Source organism: Mesorhizobium sp. M0019, assembly GCF_040323975.1.
Lineage (GTDB): Bacteria > Pseudomonadota > Alphaproteobacteria > Rhizobiales > Rhizobiaceae > Mesorhizobium.
Window position 1 is genome coordinate 17,306 of sequence record NZ_JAMYVK010000040.1, and the last position, 17,426, is coordinate 34,731.

The 17,426-nt window shown below is 62.3% G+C and carries 19 protein-coding genes; 6 read left to right on the forward strand and 13 right to left on the reverse strand.

Features of this window, described 5'->3' with window-relative positions; translation table 11 throughout:
- The first annotated feature begins 3 nt into the window (after positions 1-3).
- Genes NKK47_RS24900 through NKK47_RS24910 form a run of 3 tightly spaced genes read left to right on the forward strand, consistent with a single transcriptional unit; the run spans position 4 to position 4,799 of the window.
- A complete protein-coding gene (locus NKK47_RS24900) occupies positions 4-1,296 on the forward strand; it encodes a M16 family metallopeptidase (RefSeq protein ID WP_352578600.1) in 1,293 nt (430 codons plus the stop codon).
- 15 nt (positions 1,297-1,311) lie between these two features.
- Complete coding sequence (locus tag NKK47_RS24905; RefSeq protein ID WP_254818464.1) at positions 1,312-1,908, forward strand: GNAT family N-acetyltransferase; 597 nt, start codon at positions 1,312-1,314, stop codon at positions 1,906-1,908.
- Between the two features lie 2 nt (positions 1,909-1,910).
- Positions 1,911-4,799: an EAL domain-containing protein gene (locus tag NKK47_RS24910; RefSeq protein WP_352578602.1), complete on the forward strand. Its 2,889-nt coding sequence runs from the start codon at positions 1,911-1,913 to the stop codon at positions 4,797-4,799.
- Positions 4,800-4,823: 24 nt separating this feature from the next.
- Here NKK47_RS24910 and NKK47_RS24915 read toward each other — a convergent pair whose 3' ends face one another.
- Complete coding sequence (locus NKK47_RS24915) at positions 4,824-5,432, reverse strand: YqgE/AlgH family protein (RefSeq protein ID WP_031211061.1); 609 nt, start codon at positions 5,430-5,432, stop codon at positions 4,824-4,826.
- A 147-nt stretch (positions 5,433-5,579) separates the two neighbouring features.
- Here NKK47_RS24915 and NKK47_RS24920 point away from each other — a divergent pair, with 147 nt between their 5' ends.
- From NKK47_RS24920 to NKK47_RS24930, 3 genes are all read left to right on the forward strand, one after another.
- Positions 5,580-6,386, forward strand: coding sequence for a protein-disulfide reductase DsbD domain-containing protein (locus NKK47_RS24920; RefSeq protein ID WP_352456894.1), 807 nt, complete (start codon positions 5,580-5,582; stop codon positions 6,384-6,386).
- 82 nt (positions 6,387-6,468) lie between these two features.
- Positions 6,469-6,969, forward strand: coding sequence for a peroxiredoxin (locus NKK47_RS24925; protein ID WP_023674145.1), 501 nt, complete (start codon positions 6,469-6,471; stop codon positions 6,967-6,969).
- A 147-nt stretch (positions 6,970-7,116) separates the two neighbouring features.
- Positions 7,117-7,596, forward strand: a complete 480-nt coding sequence (locus NKK47_RS24930; protein WP_352578603.1) for a DUF2938 domain-containing protein — start codon at positions 7,117-7,119, stop codon at positions 7,594-7,596.
- A gap of 4 nt (positions 7,597-7,600) precedes the next feature.
- Here NKK47_RS24930 and NKK47_RS24935 read toward each other — a convergent pair whose 3' ends face one another.
- The 12 genes from NKK47_RS24935 to coxB all read right to left on the reverse strand — a co-directional run bounded on the left by NKK47_RS24935 (position 7,601) and on the right by coxB (position 17,340).
- Entirely contained in the window at positions 7,601-8,194 is a 594-nt protein-coding gene (locus tag NKK47_RS24935) for a histidine phosphatase family protein (protein WP_352456891.1), read from the reverse strand.
- A gap of 43 nt (positions 8,195-8,237) precedes the next feature.
- On the reverse strand, positions 8,238-8,765 hold the full coding sequence (gene rnhA / locus NKK47_RS24940; RefSeq protein ID WP_352578604.1) for a ribonuclease HI: 528 nt from the start codon (positions 8,763-8,765) through the stop codon (positions 8,238-8,240).
- A complete protein-coding gene (locus NKK47_RS24945; protein WP_352456890.1) occupies positions 8,762-9,724 on the reverse strand; it encodes a homoserine kinase in 963 nt (320 codons plus the stop codon). Before NKK47_RS24945 ends, rnhA begins: the two co-directional genes overlap by 4 nt.
- A 5-nt stretch (positions 9,725-9,729) precedes the next feature.
- Positions 9,730-10,734 (reverse strand): 4-hydroxy-3-methylbut-2-enyl diphosphate reductase, encoded by a 1,005-nt coding sequence (ispH, locus tag NKK47_RS24950; RefSeq protein WP_254818458.1) that lies wholly within the window; start codon positions 10,732-10,734, stop codon positions 9,730-9,732.
- Between the two features lie 107 nt (positions 10,735-10,841).
- Entirely contained in the window at positions 10,842-11,597 is a 756-nt protein-coding gene (locus NKK47_RS24955) for an SURF1 family protein (protein WP_352578605.1), read from the reverse strand.
- The gene (locus tag NKK47_RS24960; RefSeq protein ID WP_352578607.1) at positions 11,594-11,980 is read right to left on the reverse strand and encodes a DUF983 domain-containing protein; all 387 of its coding nucleotides are present in this window, start codon (positions 11,978-11,980) and stop codon (positions 11,594-11,596) included. Before NKK47_RS24960 ends, NKK47_RS24955 begins: the two co-directional genes overlap by 4 nt.
- An 83-nt stretch (positions 11,981-12,063) precedes the next feature.
- Complete coding sequence (locus tag NKK47_RS24965; RefSeq protein ID WP_352578608.1) at positions 12,064-12,945, reverse strand: cytochrome c oxidase subunit 3; 882 nt, start codon at positions 12,943-12,945, stop codon at positions 12,064-12,066.
- Position 12,946: 1 nt separating this feature from the next.
- Positions 12,947-13,579, reverse strand: coding sequence for a cytochrome c oxidase assembly protein (locus NKK47_RS24970; protein WP_023674136.1), 633 nt, complete (start codon positions 13,577-13,579; stop codon positions 12,947-12,949).
- Between the two features lie 7 nt (positions 13,580-13,586).
- The gene (locus tag NKK47_RS24975) at positions 13,587-13,754 is read right to left on the reverse strand and encodes a cytochrome c oxidase system small membrane protein (RefSeq protein ID WP_023674135.1); all 168 of its coding nucleotides are present in this window, start codon (positions 13,752-13,754) and stop codon (positions 13,587-13,589) included.
- Positions 13,751-14,695, reverse strand: coding sequence for a heme o synthase (locus NKK47_RS24980; protein ID WP_352578609.1), 945 nt, complete (start codon positions 14,693-14,695; stop codon positions 13,751-13,753). Before NKK47_RS24980 ends, NKK47_RS24975 begins: the two co-directional genes overlap by 4 nt.
- 75 nt (positions 14,696-14,770) lie before the next feature.
- On the reverse strand, positions 14,771-16,423 hold the full coding sequence (gene ctaD / locus NKK47_RS24985; protein WP_352578610.1) for a cytochrome c oxidase subunit I: 1,653 nt from the start codon (positions 16,421-16,423) through the stop codon (positions 14,771-14,773).
- 38 nt (positions 16,424-16,461) lie between these two features.
- Positions 16,462-17,340, reverse strand: a complete 879-nt coding sequence (gene coxB / locus NKK47_RS24990; RefSeq protein ID WP_352456886.1) for a cytochrome c oxidase subunit II — start codon at positions 17,338-17,340, stop codon at positions 16,462-16,464.
- Positions 17,341-17,426: the final 86 nt, after the last annotated feature.

Genomic DNA, 17,426 nt, shown 5'->3' on the forward strand with positions numbered 1-17,426 from the left:
CATATGGGTGTTGAGGTAAGCCGTCTGTCGAACGGCCTGACAGTCGCCACCGAAACCCTTCCAAGCCTCGAATCTGTTGCCCTTGGCGCCTGGGTCAAGTCGGGCGCACGCAACGAGCGTGACGAAGAGCACGGAATGGCGCACTTGCTCGAGCACATGGCTTTCAAGGGCACCAGGCGGCGAAGCGCCTTCGAGATTGCCTCGGAGATCGAGGACGTCGGCGGCGAGATCAATGCCGCCACCAGCGTCGAGACGACCTCCTATTATGCAAGGGTTCTGAGCGACGACGTGCCGCTGGCCGTCGATATCCTTTCCGACATCCTGCAGGAATCCGAATTCGATCCGCAGGAGTTGGAACGAGAGCAGCATGTGATTCTGCAGGAGATCGGCGCCGCGCACGATACGCCCGACGACGTCGTTTTCGATCACTTTACCGAGACCGCCTTCCGCCACCAGACTATCGGCCGCTCGATTCTTGGCACGCCGGAAACCGTCAAATCCTTCACTTCGAAGCAGCTGCACGACTTCATCGAACGGCAGTACGGCGCCGAGAACATGGTGATGGTGGCGGCCGGCGATATCAAGCACGACGATTTCGTGCGCGAGGTCGAAAACCGTCTCGGCGGCTTCCGCGGCAAGGCCGACGGCACCGTCCCGCAATATGCGCAATATGTCGGCGGCGATTTTCGAGAAGACCGCGACCTGATGGACGCCCAGATCGTGCTGGGTTTCGAGGGCCGCGCCTATCACGTCCGCGATTTCTATGCCTCCCAGGTCCTGTCGATGATCCTGGGCGGCGGCATGTCGTCGCGACTTTTCCAGGAAGTCCGCGAGAAACGCGGCCTGTGCTATTCGGTCTATGCCTTCCATTGGGGTTTTTCCGACACCGGCGTCTTCGGGGTCCATGCGGCGACCGGACAAAGCGATATTGCCGAGCTGGTGCCTGTGATCATCGACGAGCTGCAAAAGGCCGGTGAAAACATCCTGCAGGAGGAGCTTGACCGGGCGCGTGCCCAATACCGCGCCGGGCTGATCATGTCGGCCGAGAGCCCGGCCAGCCGCGCCTCGCAGATCGCCAGGCAGTTGCTTCTGTTCGGCAGGCCGATCGCCAAGGAAGAGCTGATGGAGCGGCTGGCGGCGTTGACTGTCGAGCGGCTGACGGATCTGTCGTCCCGGCTTTTTTCGACCAAGCCGACGCTTACAGCCGTCGGGCCGGTGGGTACGCTCGCGCCCTATGAGGCAATCCTCGATTCGCTTTCGGGCACGCAGACCACTGCCCGTAAGCTTGCCGTCTAAGCCTATTCGAGCGTCGTGTTCGCGCTCCCTTTCTTTCGCCGCGACCTGCCGGCACTGAAGGGCGAGCTTGTCACGCTGCGCGTACCGCTGACCAACGACTATCGCGAGTGGTCGGTGCTGCGCAGTGAAAGCCGCGCTTTTCTTGAGCCGTGGGAGCCGCGATGGACCCCTGACGAACTCGACCGCACGGCGTGGCGGCATCGTATCGGGCGCTACCGCGAGGACTACGCGCAGGGGACGGCGATCGCCTTCTTCATCTTCGAGAAAAGCAGCGGCAAGCTGGCCGGCGGTATCACCCTCGGCAATATCCGCCACGGGGTCGCCCAAAGCGGCCATATCGGCTACTGGATCGGCGAGCGCTTCAGCGGACGCGGCCTGATGACCGATGCCGTCAAAGTGGTGACGCGTTTCGCCTTCGAAACGCTGCGATTGCACCGGATCGAAGCTGCCTGTATTCCCGACAACGCCCGGTCGATCCGCGTGCTTGAAAAAGCCGGATTCCGGCGCGAAGGACTGCTACGATCCTATCTCAGGATCAACGGCATCTGGCAGGACCATTACCTATACGCCCGAATCGCGGACGATCCGCCGGGCGTTGGAACAAAGGACTGATTTTGACGAATTTTCTGCGCAAGGGGTCGCTGCTTGCCTTTATGCTGGCGGCAATCGTCACGCTCTGCGCGGCGTCCTCGGCCTTTGCCGTAGAACCGATCAAGATCGCCCGCGACGACGTTGCGCTCGATCTTTCGGGGGCCGTCTTGATCTACCGGAACCAGGGCGAGAATTTTCAGGTGTCGACGGCACCCGGCCCGGACGGCATCGTGCGGCGCATCGAGGTCGAGGCAAATGATGCGCGCTCGACCGGTGACTGGGCGGTGTTCGCGCTCGCTAATACCACCGACCAGCAGCTCGACAGGCTGATTGTCGCACCGCATTTCCGGCTGGTGAATTCCGGCCTGTTCTGGCCGGATCTCGGCTCGACCCGTATCGCCGCGATCACGCCCAGCGAGGGCTTTGCGCTCGACCGCCAGACCAGCCCCGACGCCGACGTGTTCCGGGTCACGCTGAACCCGGGAACGGTGATTACCTTCATCGCCGAGCTCGCCTCGCCCAAGCTGCCGCAGGTCTATCTGTGGGATCCTGAATCCTACAAGGACTCGGTCAATTCCTACACGCTGTTTCGTGGCATCGTCATCGGCATCGCCGGCCTGCTGGCGCTGTTCCTGACCATCCTTTTCGTCGTCAAGGGGACCTCGATGTTCCCGGCAACGGCGGCCCTAGCCTGGGCGGTGCTTGCCTATATCTGCGTCGATTTCGGCTTTCTCAACAAGATCATAGAGATCTCACCGGGCAATGAGCAGATGTGGCGCGCCGGAACGGAGGTGGCGCTCGCGGCGACCTTCGTGGTGTTCCTGTTTGCCTATCTCAACCTCAACCGGTGGCACGGCCATTTCAGCTACGGCGCACTGGTCTGGATTCTCGGGCTGGTGCTGATCGCCGGTGTCGCCATCATCGATCCGGCGGTTGCCGCCGGCATTGCCAGGCTGTCCTTCGCCGCCACCGCGCTGACCGGGCTCGGCCTGATCATCTTCCTCGGTATCCGCGGTTACGACCGCGCCATCATGCTGGTGCCCAGTTGGGTGATGGTTCTGCTGTGGCTATGCGGATCGTGGATGGCAATCACCGGCATGCTGGACAACGATATCGCTCAGCCGGCGCTGGGCGGTGGGCTGATCCTCATCATCCTGCTGATCGGCTTCACCGTGATGCAGCACGCTTTTGCCGGCGGCGCGCTGCATCAGGGCCTGTTCTCCGACCTTGAGCGGCAGGCGCTGGCGGTTGCCGGATCGGGCGATACTGTGTGGGACTGGGACGTGCTGCGCGACCGCGTCGTCACTCGTCCCGACGTCAGCATTCAGCTCGGTCTTGCCCCCAACAGCCTCGGCGGCCCTGCCCGCAACTGGCTGCCGGTGCTGCATGCCGACGACCGCGACACGTTTCGCACGACACTCGACGTGGTGCTCGAGCACCGGCGCGGCCGGGTGTCGCAAAACTTCCGCCTGCGCGGCGCCGACGGGCACTATCACTGGTTTTCGTTGCGCGCCCGGCCGGTGATCGGCTCGGACGGCGAGGTCATCCGCTGCGTCGGCACCATGGTCGACGTGACGGAGCAGAAGAAATCCGAGGAACGGCTGCTGCATGACGCCGTGCACGACAATCTGACCGGCCTGCCCAACCGCGAGCTGTTCATGAACCGGCTGGAGGCGATCATTTCGATTGCCCGCACCGAAGAGAAGGTGCGCCCGACCGTCTTCGTCATCGACATAGACCGGTTCAAGCAGGTCAATGACGGGCTCGGCATCTCGGCCGGCGATACGATCCTTTTGACTATCGCGCGGCGGCTGCACCGACTGCTCAAGCCGAAGGATTCGCTGTCGCGCTTTGCCGGCGACCAGTTCGCGCTGATGCTTTTGTCGGAGCAGGATCCGGCCCGCATCGCGGCCATTGCCGATGCCATCAAGCACGCCATCAACAACCCGATCACCTTCGCCAAGCGCGAGATCGTGCTGACGGCCTCGATCGGGCTGATCACCTGGACCGCCACGCAGACCTCGGCCGAGGACATGGTCAAGGATGCCGAGCTTGCCATGCATCAGGCCAAGCGCTTCGGCGGCGACCGGATCGAGCCGTTCCGTCCCGCCTTCCGCACCGTCGGCACCGACCGGCTGCAGTTCGAGTCCGATCTGCGCCGCGCCATCGAACGACGCGAATTCACGCTTGCCTACCAGCCGATCGTGCGGCTGGAGGACGGCAGCGTCGCAGGCTTCGAAGCGCTGCTGCGCTGGGACCATCCGCGGCGCGGCATGATCCCGCCGGCGGATTTCATTCCGGTCGCCGAAAACTGCGGCTTGATCGTGCAGCTTGGGCTGTTCGCCATGCAACAGGCTGCCGAAGACCTGGCGGGATGGCAAAAGCAGATCGGCGATGCGCCGCTGTCGGTCTCGGTCAATCTGTCCAGCCGTCAGCTCATCCGCCGCGACCTGGTCAGTGACGTCCGCTCGGTTATCGCACGAGCCAACCTGAAACCGCGCTGCTTCCGGCTCGAACTCACCGAATCGCTGGTGATGGACAATCCCGAGCAGACCGCCCATGTGCTGACCAAGCTGAAGCAGCTTGGCATCGGCCTGTCGCTGGATGATTTCGGCACCGGCTATTCATCGCTGGCCTATCTGACGCGCTTTCCGTTCGACACCATCAAGATCGACAAGAGCTTCGTCGACGACGCGACGCCGAAACGTGCGGTGCTGCTCAAATCCATGGTCAACATGGCGCATGAACTCGGCCTGTCGGTCGTTGCCGAAGGCATTTCGGACGAAAGCGATGCGCTGGAGCTGCGGCAGATGGGCTGCGAATACGTGCAGAGCTTCATGTTCGGCGCGCCGATGCCCGGCGACCAGGTGCTGAAGACGCTGAAGGAACAGTATCCGCTCACTCAAGCGTGACAAGTTTCGGGGACGTGATGAGGCTCAGGCGTGACCGGCAGCCAGGCTGAGATGCGCGAGATCGATGCCGATCGAGGCAAGGATCCGGTCGTATTTGCGGTCGATGTCGGCGTCGAACAGAAGCTCGGCACTTGCCGGGCAAGTCAGCCAGCCATTCTCGACGATCTCGTTTTCAAGCTGGCCCGCACCCCAGCCGGCATAGCCGAGCGCCATCAGAGCCCGTCGGGGTCCGCGGCCGGAGGAGATGGCGCGCAATATGTCGACGGTCGCGGTCAGACAGACATCATCGGACACGGCGAGCGAGGATTCCACCCGGTAGTCGCCCGAATGCAGAACGAAGCCGCGGCTGCGATCCACCGGTCCGCCATTGCGCACGACGAAGTCGCGCGCCGGCGGCGGCAGGCGAATTGCCTCCAGCTCGTTCATGATGCCGAGTTGCACGAGCAGGTCCGGAAACAGCATCTGCTGCGTCTGGTTGATGATCAGCCCCATCGCGCCTTCGTCGCTGTGCGCGCAAATGTAGATGACAGAGCGCGTGAAGCGGTCATCCTTCATGCCGGGCATGGCAATCAGGAACTGATCGTCGAGAAAGCCGGGTCCTGCGGCCGTCCTTTTATGGCGCAACAAATCCATGGCCACAGGGTAACGCGTTTCCGGGGCGTCGAAAAGATGGGCGGCGCCCGATTTGATCAGGCTCGTAAATCGAAGGTCACGCAAATATGATGCTGGCGGCGTCATGAAATCATTGTGCGGCCATCAACAGACGATCAAATCATCGCCATGCAAAGCTTGAAAATCCTGCTGCTTGGTGTGGCCATTGGATCGGCGACCGGCCTCCCCGCCTCAGCCTCCTCATCGGCCTGGTACAACAGCGAAGGCGGCAGGGTGCGGCTGGTAACAAGCGGCAAAGCCGACGAGGCCGGACGTCTCCAGGGCGTCCTCGACATTGCGCTGAAGCCGGGCTGGAAGACCTATTGGCGCGATCCGGGTGATGCGGGCGTGCCGCCACAGATCGACGTCTCGGCCAGCACCAACATTGCCGACGCGACGCTTTCGTTTCCGCCGCCGCAGCGCCACGATGACGGCTATGGCAAATGGGCCGGCTACGACCACCCGGTTTCGTTGCCGGTGACGTTCACGCTTGCCGCGCCCGGCCAGCCGGCCGTCATCGATGCGGACATCTTCCTCGGCATTTGCGAAACCATCTGCATCCCGGTGCAGACAAGGCTGACCGTCGATCCCGGCGCCGATCCCGACAACGCCGAGGATGCGGCACTGGTCAAGGCGGGCCTTGCAACCCTGCCCGCCACGGCAACGCCCGATTTCGGCATAAACGTACTGCCGGGCGACCACGAAACGCTGATTGTCGAAGCGAGCTTTCCGGGCAGCCCCGAGGGCGCCGACTTCTTCGTTGCCGGCGAACGCGACTACATGTTCGGTGCCCCGGCACGCAGCGAAAAGGATGGCAAGCTGATCTTTACGGTGCCGATCCTCGACAGGCCGTCGACAACGCCAACCGATGGCGGCCTGCACTACACACTGACAAGTGCCGCAGGCGCGGTCGAAGGCCTGTTGCCATTCCCGTGATGCCAACGTCTGGACGGTTGCCGGGCGCGCCTTAATTCGCTATCGCAAGGACACTCCCTTCCATTTCCAAGCGAGGACCATCATGACGATCTCCGTTGGCGACAAACTGCCCGATGCGACCTTCAAGACAATGACCGCCGACGGTGCAAGGCCGATCACGACGGGCGAGATATTCTCAGGAAAGAAGGTCGTGCTGTTTGGCGTTCCAGGCGCCTTCACGCCGACCTGCAGCAACAATCATCTGCCCGGCTACCTGGACAATTACGACGCCATCCTGGCGCGCGGCGTCGACACTATCGCCGTTGTCTCGGTCAACGATGTTCACGTCATGGGGGCTTGGGCCCGCTTCAGCGGCGGTGAAGGCAAAATCCTTTATCTTGCCGATGGCAATGGCGATTTCGCCAAATCGGTCGGCCTCGACGCCGACCTCTCCAGCGGCGGCATGGGGCTACGCTCGAAGCGTTTTTCGATGATCGTCGATGACGGCAAGGTCACCGCACTCAATGTCGAGACAAAGCCCGGCGTCGACGAATCCGGTGCGGCTCACATTCTCGGACAGCTTTCCGTCCTGGCGACAGCCTAGGCCAGGCACGGCAAAGGGCGCCTTCGAGCGCTCAACGTCCAAAGGACGCTGACTTTTGCATCGGCGCATGATCCTTCCGAAAGCCGACCCGGTTTTCGGGGCCATGTGTCGGCCCTTCGGGACTGCTTGCTTTTGGGGACCTCGATTATGTCTGACATCGTCTGGCGCAGCGTCGCGATCGGCATCGGCGCAACCGCGCTTATGGATGTCTGGGCGATTTTCCTGAGCAAGGCCTTTGCCCAACCGCGACCGAACTGGGGGCTGGTCGGCCGCTGGGTCTGGCATCTCAGGGAAGGCAAGGTCTTCCATGACGACATTGGCGAGGCCTCGCCCTACCCGCATGAATCAGTACTTGGCTGGGCCTTTCATTATGCTGTCGGTATCGTCTACGGCATCATACTGGTCGTGCTGGCCGGAACGGCCTGGCTCACCGCGCCGACCTTCCTGCCGGCCTTTGCCCTCGGCATCGTCACCGTCGGCGCCGGCTGGTTTCTGCTGGCGCCCGGCATGGGTGCCGGCTGGGCCGCTTCGAGGCGCCCCAATCCGATGCAGGTCCGCGCCCTCAATCTTGTGTCGCACACGGTGTTCGCGCTCGGGCTGTTCGGCACCGCCCTGCTGATCCGATAGGTAATTAACCGTCGCGGCGCTGCGTCGGCCTGTCGATCGGCTGCCATCCATGGATAACGCGACGCGCGCTGATATCGTATGCGAAGTAGTTCCCACCGCCCGCTGGCTGATCCGCCTCGCGGCTGATTTCCCGACCGCTCAAAGAGAGCAGCAGGAGCGTTCCGACACCTCCGTGACCTATGAAAGCAACGTCGACGGCGGCGTCGGTGCGTAGCACAGTGTCTACCTCGCTTAGAATACGACGCTGGGCTTCGATAGCTCGCTCCCATCCACGAATGCTGCTGTTTGGATTGGCGAAGAATTGGTCGGCGACCGCCTCGAACTCCGATGGCGGCAGGAAACCGGTTGCCGATCGGTCATTCTCATGCATCCGTTCCCTCACCTCGACTGCAAGGCGGAGATGCCTTCCGAGTATCCCGGCGGTTTCTATCGCCTTGCGTTCACCCGACGACACGATCCGCCGGATCGACCCAACCCACGGCTGATCGAGCATTGCAGATGTTCTCGCTCGCCCGATGTCGGACAGTCCCCACTCCGGCACTGGAACGTTGGCATCGACCTGAACCTGGGGATGCGTGATGTAGTATGCAATCGGCATGATAACAGCTCTTCCTGCCAGAGAGCGGACCCGCAGCCGGAATTCAATAGCTTTGCGTCGAGCGCCGCGCCTTTGTGGCCGCCGGCTGCTTTGACTGCGAACCTGGTTCTGGCGCCGCAGTCTTGACGAGGCCTTTCTTGAAAGGCGCCATGCCGAGCCGCGCCAATTCGTCGGCGCGCTCGTTCTCAGGATGGCCGGCATGGCCCTTGACCCAATGCCAGGTGACCTGATGGCGGTTACGCGCCGCGTCGAGCTGCTGCCACAGCTCGGCATTCTTCACCGGCTGCCTGGCGGCCGTCTTCCAGCCGTTGCGCTTCCAGCCGTCGATCCAGCTGAAAATACCGTCCTTGACATAGTTGCTGTCGGTATAAAGATCGACGGCGCAGGGCTCCTTGAGCGCATTAAGCGCCGAGATGGCCGCCAACAGTTCCATACGGTTGTTGGTGGTGGCAGCCTCGCCACCATGGAGCTCCTTGATTGCGCCGTTGAAGCGCAGGATTGCGCCCCAGCCGCCAGGCCCGGGATTGCCCGAACAGGCACCATCGGTGAAGATTTCAACGAGCTTGGTCATGTCAGTCCATATTCGGAAGGAGAGTTGATCGCCCGGTGGAAGCGCATCCGGCGGATATACTCGGTCGGGTCGCGTTTCATCACCAGCCCGCCGTCCGGGACCGTCAGCCAGTCATAGAGCCGGGTCAGCATGAAGCGCAGCGCCGAACCGCGCGCCAGCATCGGCAGCGCAGCTTTCTCGTCACTGCTCAACGGCCGCACGCTTTGGTAGCCGGCAAGCAACGCCGTGCCCTTGGTCAGATTGAAAGAAAAATCCTTCTCGAAGCACCAGGCGTTGAGGCACGTGGCAACGTCATAGGCGTAGAGGTCGTTGCAGGCGAAGTAGAAGTCGATCAGCCCGGACAGTTTCTCGCCGAGGAAGAACACATTGTCCGGGAAAAGATCGGCATGGATGATGCCCTGCGGCAGACCGTTCGGCCAGTTCCGCTCGAAATCGGCGAAATCGGCATCGACCTCGGCCGCCAGTCCCGGCTCGACCTCGTCGGCGCGGGCGCGGGCGGCATTCCACAGCTTGCGCCAGCCATCGATGGCAAGGGCGTTGGGGCGGGTCATCGGAAAATCCGCGCCGGCGAGATGCAGTGCCGCCAGCGCCTTGCCGACCTCGCCGCAATGCGCAGCCGTCGGCCGCCGCAGCGACAGGCCTTCGAGAAAGGTGATGATGACCGCCGGCCGGCCGGCAAGTGTTCCGATCACACCGCCATCATGTGCGGTGACCGGGAGCGGGCACGAAATGCCCTTTCTGGCGAGGTGGGCCATAAGGCCGAGAAAGAACGGCAGGTCAGCCTTGTCGACGCGCTTCTCGTAAAGCGTCAGGATGTAGGAGCCGCTGCTGGTGTGCAGAAGAAAATTCGAGTTTTCGGTGCCTTCGGCGATGCCCTTGTAGGACAAGAGGTCGCCGACCGGATAGTTCCTGAGGAATGCGCCGAGCTCGCCCTCGTTGACGTCGGTGTAGACCGCCATCGTTGCTACGCGGCCCCGTTGACGAAGGCCATGTCGGCAGCCGTCAGTTCGACATCGCGCAACACCCGCATCACCGGAAAGTCCTCCGTCTCCGTCGCCGTCACGGCCAGCTCGATGGTCACGTCGAAGCGCTGCCTGAACGCATCGACGATCTCGTCGACGATGATCTCCGGCGCCGAGGCGCCCGCCGACAGGCCGAGCGTCGAAATGCCGGCAATCTCATTCCACGGAATTTCGGAGGCGCGCTGCACGAGAAGCGACATCGAGGCGCCGGCGCGCTCGGCCACTTCGACCAGGCGCCGCGAGTTGGAGGAGTTAGGTGCGCCGACAACCAGGAAGAGATCGGCGCCGGCCGCTGTTTCCTTGACCGCTTCCTGGCGATTGGTGGTGGCATAACAGATCGATTCCGCCGCCGGCGCGTGCAGCTCGGGAAAACGCTGCTGCAGGGCGCGGATGATACCGGCGGTGTCCTCGACCGACAGCGTCGTCTGGGTGACGAAGCCGAGCGCTTGCGGGTCTGCAGGCACGAAGCTTGCGGCGTCGGCCTCGGTCTCGATCAGAGTGACCGCGCCGTCCGGCAACTGGCCCATTGTGCCGATCACCTCCGGATGCCCGGCATGGCCGATCAAGAGCACGTGGCGGCCAAGCCGCTGATGGCGCATCGCCTGCTTATGGACTTTCGAGACCAGCGGGCAAGTCGCGTCGAGATAGAACAGGTTGCGGGACTGGGCGTCGGCCGGCACCGATTTCGGCACGCCATGCGCCGAAAAGACGACCGGGCTCTGGCGATGCTCGGGCGGGATCTCGGAGAGCTCCTCTATGAACACCGCGCCCAGGCTTTGCAGCCCTTCGACGACGTAGCGGTTGTGCACGATCTCGTGGCGGACATAGACCGGCGCGCCGTATTTCTTCAGCGCCAGCACGACGATCTGGATGGCACGGTCAACGCCCGCACAGAAACCACGGGGCTGGCAGAGCCGGATGGTCAGCGGCGGCTTTGTGTGAAGCATGATTGCATCTTACGCTGATTGTAGGCCGGTTGATCGGACTATGACTTCTGAGCTCAAGGCGCGAAATGAGGTGCGCGGCCCTGCCCTGTCAAGGGTAGTGGCGGCGATCATTGGTCTTTCGCCGAGCGGCGGAGCCAGGAGATCAGGACGCCGGCAAGGGCGGCGGCAAGGCCGTACCAGGTTATCGCATATTGCAGATGGCTGTTCGGCAGGTCGATGACGGTGACACCGCCAACTGGCAGCCCGCCGGGGTTGGGCGTGGCGTTCGCATCGATGAAGATCGGCACCAGCGCCGCACCTGTCGGCAGGCCGGCGCTCGAGGCCATCGCGTCACGATCTTTCCAGTAGAAGATATTCTTCTGCGGATCATTGTCGGGAAGCATCATCGAGGGCTTGGCCGGCAGCGGGTTGCGGGCCAGCCCCGTCACCGTCATTTTGCCCGTTACCTGCCCCTGCGGCCGCTTGGCTGGATCCTTGAAATCGTAAGGCACGAAGCCGCGGTTGATCAGCACGAAACGGCCATCGTCGAGCTGTAGCGGCGTGAAGACGTCGAAACCGGACTGGCCTTCCCAGGTGGCGAGGAAATGCCGCTCGCCTCGATGCAGGAAAATGCCGGTCACTATCACCGGCGTGTAGTCCACGTCGCCGGCGGCAGCAAACCGCTTTTCGAGTTCGGCCAATGGCACAGGCGCCGAATGCGTGCGCTGGTCTATCGTCTGGAGAAGGCCCTCTTTCCAGTGCAGGCGCTGAAGCTGCCAGGTGCCGAGCGCCAGCAGGATCAAAAACACGACGATACCCAGGCCGAGTGCCAATGCGCGCTTCGGCCGCGACCGGCCGGCCACCGAACCGGATGCCTCGCTCATTCGCCGCGGTCCAGCCGGCCCTCGGCCGCCTTGTTGCGGTATTGCAGCGTCAGCAGCACGCCCTTGATCAGCCGGAGCGCCGCCAGGCAAAGCACCAGCGTCAGCGGAGTCCACAGCAGCAGATGCAGCCAGAGCGGCGGATTGAGCGTCACCTCCATCCACAACGCCAGGCCGACGACGATAAAGCCGATGATCAGGATAACGAACACCGCCGGCCCGTCGCCGGCATCGGCGAAGGAATAATCGAGGCCGCAATTGGAGCAGCGATCACCGACCGTGAGGAACCCGGAGAACAGCTTGCCCTCGCCACAGCGGGGGCAGCGGCCATGCAAGCCGGCCGAGATCGGATCGATTGGTGGCCAGATCGCCTTGTCGTCGCTCATGAGGTCCATCCTAGGAGCATTTGCCGCAAAAGATAAGGCGGCCACGTCGCCGCAGCCGCCTTGTCGATTTCCTCAGCTCGATCTCAGTGCGGTTCGATCATCGCGCCGTTCGATGCCCAGACGTAGATCGAGGCAAACAGGAACAGCCACACCACGTCGACGAAGTGCCAATACCAGGCGGCGGCCTCGAAGCCGAAATGCTGCTTGGGCGTGAAGTCGCCCTTCATGGCGCGGATCAGGCAGACCAACAGGAAGATCGTGCCGATGATGACGTGGAAACCATGGAAGCCGGTCGCCATGAAGAAGGTGGCGCCGTAGATCGAATCCCTGAAGCCGAACGGCGCGTGCATGTACTCGTAGGCCTGCACCATGGTGAACAGCATGCCGAGGCCGACGGTCAGCACCAAGCCATTGATCAGGCCCTTGCGGTCGCCGTGGATGAGCGAGTGGTGCGCCCAGGTCACCGTGGTACCTGACAGAAGCAGGATGACGGTGTTGTAGAGCGGCAGATGGAAAGGGTCGAGAACTTCGAGGCCCTTGGGTGGCCAGACGCCGCCGGTGAAGGCGGTACGGGCGTATTGATGGACCTCGCCCGGAAACAGGCTGGCGTCGAAGAAGGCCCAGAACCAGGCGACGAAGAACATCACCTCGGAGGCGATGAACATGATCATGCCGTAGCGCAGATGCAGCGACACGACACGGGTGTGGTGTCCCTCATGCGCCTCCTTGATCGTATCCGACCACCAGGCGAACATCGTGTAGATGACGATCAGCAGGCCGATGAAGAACAACCATGGATTAGCGATGTTGAAACCGAAGATCGGGAAATCGCCGCCCTTGAGATATTGCATGTAACAGACGCCGCCGAACGCGGTCACCAGCGCCCCGACGGAGCCCAGGAAAGGCCACGGGCTCGGGTCGACAAGGTGGTAGTCATGTTGTGGTTTTGCGTGTGCGTCTGCCATGTCAACCCCCGAGGCTTGCTTCGGTATCTGAAATCTTGTTGCGGCGGCCGTCGGCCGGCACCGATGATGCGACCGGCTTGGTCTTGTCGACCGGGAACATCGTGTAGGACAGGGTAATCGTCGTCAGATCCTTCAATTCCGGCGCGTTGACGATGTCGGGATCGACATAGAAGACGACCGGCATGTCCAGCGTCTCGCCCGGCTTCAGCGTCGTGTCGGTGAAGCAGAAACACTCGACCTTGTTGAAGTAAGGTCCGGCCAGTTCCGGCTGCACGTTGAAGGTGGCGCGTCCAGTGATGGGACGGTTGAATTTGTTGGTCGCGCTGAAATGCGCCTCGGCGGTTTCGCCGATCTTGATGGTGATCGAGCGGGCGACCGGCTGGAATTGCCAGGGAACGCCGGCGGTGTTGGCGTCGAAGCGGATGGTGATGTCGCGATCGAGCACCCGATCGGCATATTGCTGGGTCGCCCGTTTGACGGTGCCGCCGTAGCCTGTCGCCTGGCAGAACATCGCATAGAGTGGTACCGCGGCGTAGGCCATGCCGATCATGCCGCCGAAAAACGCGATGCAGACGCCAGCGACGACGCGGTTCGTGTTTTTCTTCGTAGGATCGGTGACTGTTTGCCTGGTCATTGTGAGCTCACATCGAGCCGGGGAAACTGTGACCAAATTTCACGATGGTCGCGACGTAGAATATGACGACCAGCGCCGCCAGCGCGAAACCGATTGCGGCCGAGCGATTGCGGCGGGCCTTCTGCTGACGTTCGGTCAGCGTGACCAGTTCAAGCTTCTTTTCGGCCATGCTCATGCTCCACCGATGGTCAGCGCGCGCGCGACAACGCAATCGCCAAGGTAGGCGGCGAAGATGGCGAAGAGATAGAGCAGCGAATAGCCGAACAAGGCCTTGGCCGGCTTCATCGCCCGGTCGTCATCGGCCATTTGCAGCACCTTCCACGCATACCAGACGAAGCCGGCGCCGAGCAGCAATGCAACGATGCCATAGGCCGGCGTGGTGAAGCCGAGAACCCATGGCAGCACGCCAACCGGTGCGAGGACCAGCGCATAGGCAAAGATCTGGCGCCTGGTCGAGGCCTGGCCGGCGACATTCGGCATCATCGGAATGCCTGCCTTCGCATAGTCCTCCGACTTGAAGAGCGCGAGCGCCCAGAAATGTGGCGGCGTCCACAGGAAAATGATCAGGAACAGCACCAAGCTTTCGAGGCTGACCGATCCGGTTACCGCCGCCCAGCCTATGACCGGCGGAATGGCACCGGCAGCCCCGCCGATGACGATGTTCTGCGGCGTCCAGCGCTTCAGCCACATCGTATAGATGACGGCATAGAAAAAGATGGTGAAAGCCAGAAGCGATGCTGCCAACCAGTTGACCAGCACGCCGAGCGTCATCACCGACAGAACCGACAGCACCAACCCGAAACTCAATGCCTCGCCCGGTCGGATGCGGCCGGCCGGCACGGGACGGCCGGCGGTGCGCGTCATCACCGCATCGATGTCTGCGTCGTACCACATGTTGAGCGCACCGGAGGCGCCGGCGCCGATGGCAATAGCCAGGATCGCGATCACCGCCAGCAGCGGATTGATGGTCACCGGGGCGGCGACCATGCCGACAAACGCAGTGAACACCACCAGCGACATGACGCGCGGCTTCAGCAGGGCGAAGAAATCGCCCGCCGTCGCTTCCGACATGCGGAAGCCCGGCTCGTCGATCAGTCTGTCTTCGGCAAGGGCCATGCGTACTTAAAGTCCATCATTCCGTTGGCCAAAACCGCCGGCCGGCCGGCGGTTCCGTATTAAGGAGGCAACCGCCTACTTGATCTTCGGCAACTGTTCCCACTGGTGGAACGGCGGCGGCGAAGGCAGCTGCCATTCCAGCGTGGTCGCACCCTCGCCCCAAGGATTGGCGCCGGCGACCCGCCTCTTCTGGAACGCCTCGAAGACGCCGAAGAGGAAGATGACGACGCCGACAGCCGAGATGTACGAGCCGTAGGACGACACCATATTCCAGCCGGCGAAGGCATCCGGATAGTCGATATAGCGACGCGGCATCCCGGAGAGACCGAGGAAGTGCTGTGGGAAAAAGACCAGGTTGACGCCGACGAAAGTGACCCAGAAGTGGGTGTTGGCGATCACCGGCGAATACATGTAGCCGGTCATCTTCGGGAACCAGTAGTACCAGCCGGCGAAGATGGCGAAGACCGCGCCCAGCGACAGCACGTAGTGGAAGTGCGCGACCACGAAATAGGTGTCGTGCAGCGGGCGGTCGAGGCCGGCATTGGCCAGCTGCACGCCGGTGACGCCGCCAACAGTGAACAGGAAGATGAAGCCGATCGCCCACAGCATCGGGGTCTTGAGCGAAATCGACCCGCCCCACATAGTGGCGATCCACGAGAAGATCTTCACACCCGTCGGCACCGCGATGACCATGGTGGCAAAGACGAAATAGCGCTGGGTGTCGAGCGACAGGCCCGTCGTGTACATGTGGTGGGCCCAGACGATGAAGCCCACCGCGCCGATGGCAACCATCGCATAGGCCATGCCGAGATAGCCAAACACCGGCTTCCTCGAAAAGGTCGAGATGATATGGCTGATGATACCGAAACCCGGCAGGATCAGGATGTAGACCTCCGGATGGCCGAAGAACCAGAACAGGTGCTGGAACAGGATCGGATCGCCGCCGCCGTCCGGGGCGAAGAAGGTGGTGCCGAAATTGCGGTCGGTCAAAAGCATGGTGATGCCGCCGGCCAGCACCGGCAACGACAGAAGCAGCAGGAAGGCGGTAATCAGCACAGACCAGGCGAAAAGCGGCATCTTGTGCATGGTCATGCCGGGCGCGCGCATGTTGAAGATGGTGGTGATGAAGTTGATGGCGCCAAGAATCGAGGAGGCGCCGGCGATGTGGATTGACAGGATCGCCAGGTCCATGGCCGGTCCGGGCTGGCCCGATGTCGACAATGGCGGATAAAGCGTCCAGCCGCCGCCGACGCCGTAGGCGCCGGGCGCACTCGGGACGAAGGCCGAGAAAATCAGCAGGATGAAAGCCGGCGGCAGCAGCCAGAACGAAACGTTGTTCATGCGCGGGAAGGCCATATCCGGCGCGCCGATCATGATCGGCACCATCCAGTTGGCAAAGCCGCCGATCAGCGCCGGCATCACCATGAAGAAGATCATGATCAGCGCATGCGCGGTGGTGAAAGCATTGTACATGCTCTTGCCGCCGTCGATGGCGGCGTCGCCATTCATGCCGTAGACCATCTGCGCCAGGCCAGTGAATATCTGGATGCCCGGCTCCTGCAATTCCATGCGCATGACGACCGACAAGGCGCCACCGATGCAGCCCGCCATGATCGCGAAGATCAGATAAAGCGTACCGATGTCCTTGTGGTTGGTCGAATACACCCACCGGACCCAGCCATGATACGGCTTGTGGTCGTGGTCGTCGTGAGCTGCAGCGTGCGCCATGGTCGGCTCCGTTCCCTGAATCTTTTCTGGTCGCGGCATCAATTGCCGGCGGCCGCTACCTTGTTCGTGCCATCGACCTCGGCCATCAGCGCCTTGTTGGCGCCGGGAAGGTCGGTTTTGGCTGCCGCCAGCCAGGTCTTGTATTGTGCATCGGAGACGACGCGAATGGCGATCGGCATGAAGGCGTGGTCCTTGCCGCAGAGTTCCGAGCACTGGCCGTAATAGAGGCCTTCCTTGTCGGCCTTGAACCAGACCTCGTTGATGCGGCCCGGCACCGCGTCGGTCTTGATGCCGAAGGACGGCATGGCAAAGGCGTGAATGACGTCGGTCGCCGTCACCAGCACGCGGGTCATGGTGCTGACCGGCACCACCATCTCATTGTCGACGGCGAGCAGGCGCGGATACTCGGCGCGATCTTCCTTGCCGGCAGCAGCCCTGTCGGCATCCTGAAGGATCGCGGAATTAAAGGAAAGCGTGTTGTCGACCTGGTATTCGTAGTCCCAGTTCCACTGATTGCCGGTCGCCTTGACGGTCAGCTTGGCTTCTTCCGGCGGCGTGTATTGCGCGGTCAGCAGCTGGAACGAGGGAATGGCGAGACAGAGCAGGATGACCACGGGACCGACAGTCCAGATGACCTCGATCAGCGTGTTGTGGCTGGTGCGCGACGGCGTCGGGTTGACGCTCGCCCGGAACCGCAAAATGCAGTAGGCGATCAGGAAAAGCACCAAGGCGGTGATCACAATGATGAACGCGAACGAGTAGTTCCCGAACCACTCGATCTGCCGCATAATGTCGGTTGCCGGAGGCTGAAAACTGGTTTCCCAAGGTTGGGGCTGGGCTGCATGAGCGGATGCAGCGGCAAACAACGTGGCGGCGGCACTAGCTACGATTTTGGCGGTTGCCAGGAATTTTCTCATCGCCCTCGTCATCTCCCAGTTCCTCGCGATCGGACCGCAAGAATGTCGAACAATGCCGGGACGGGAATCCCGGACAATTCAAGGCT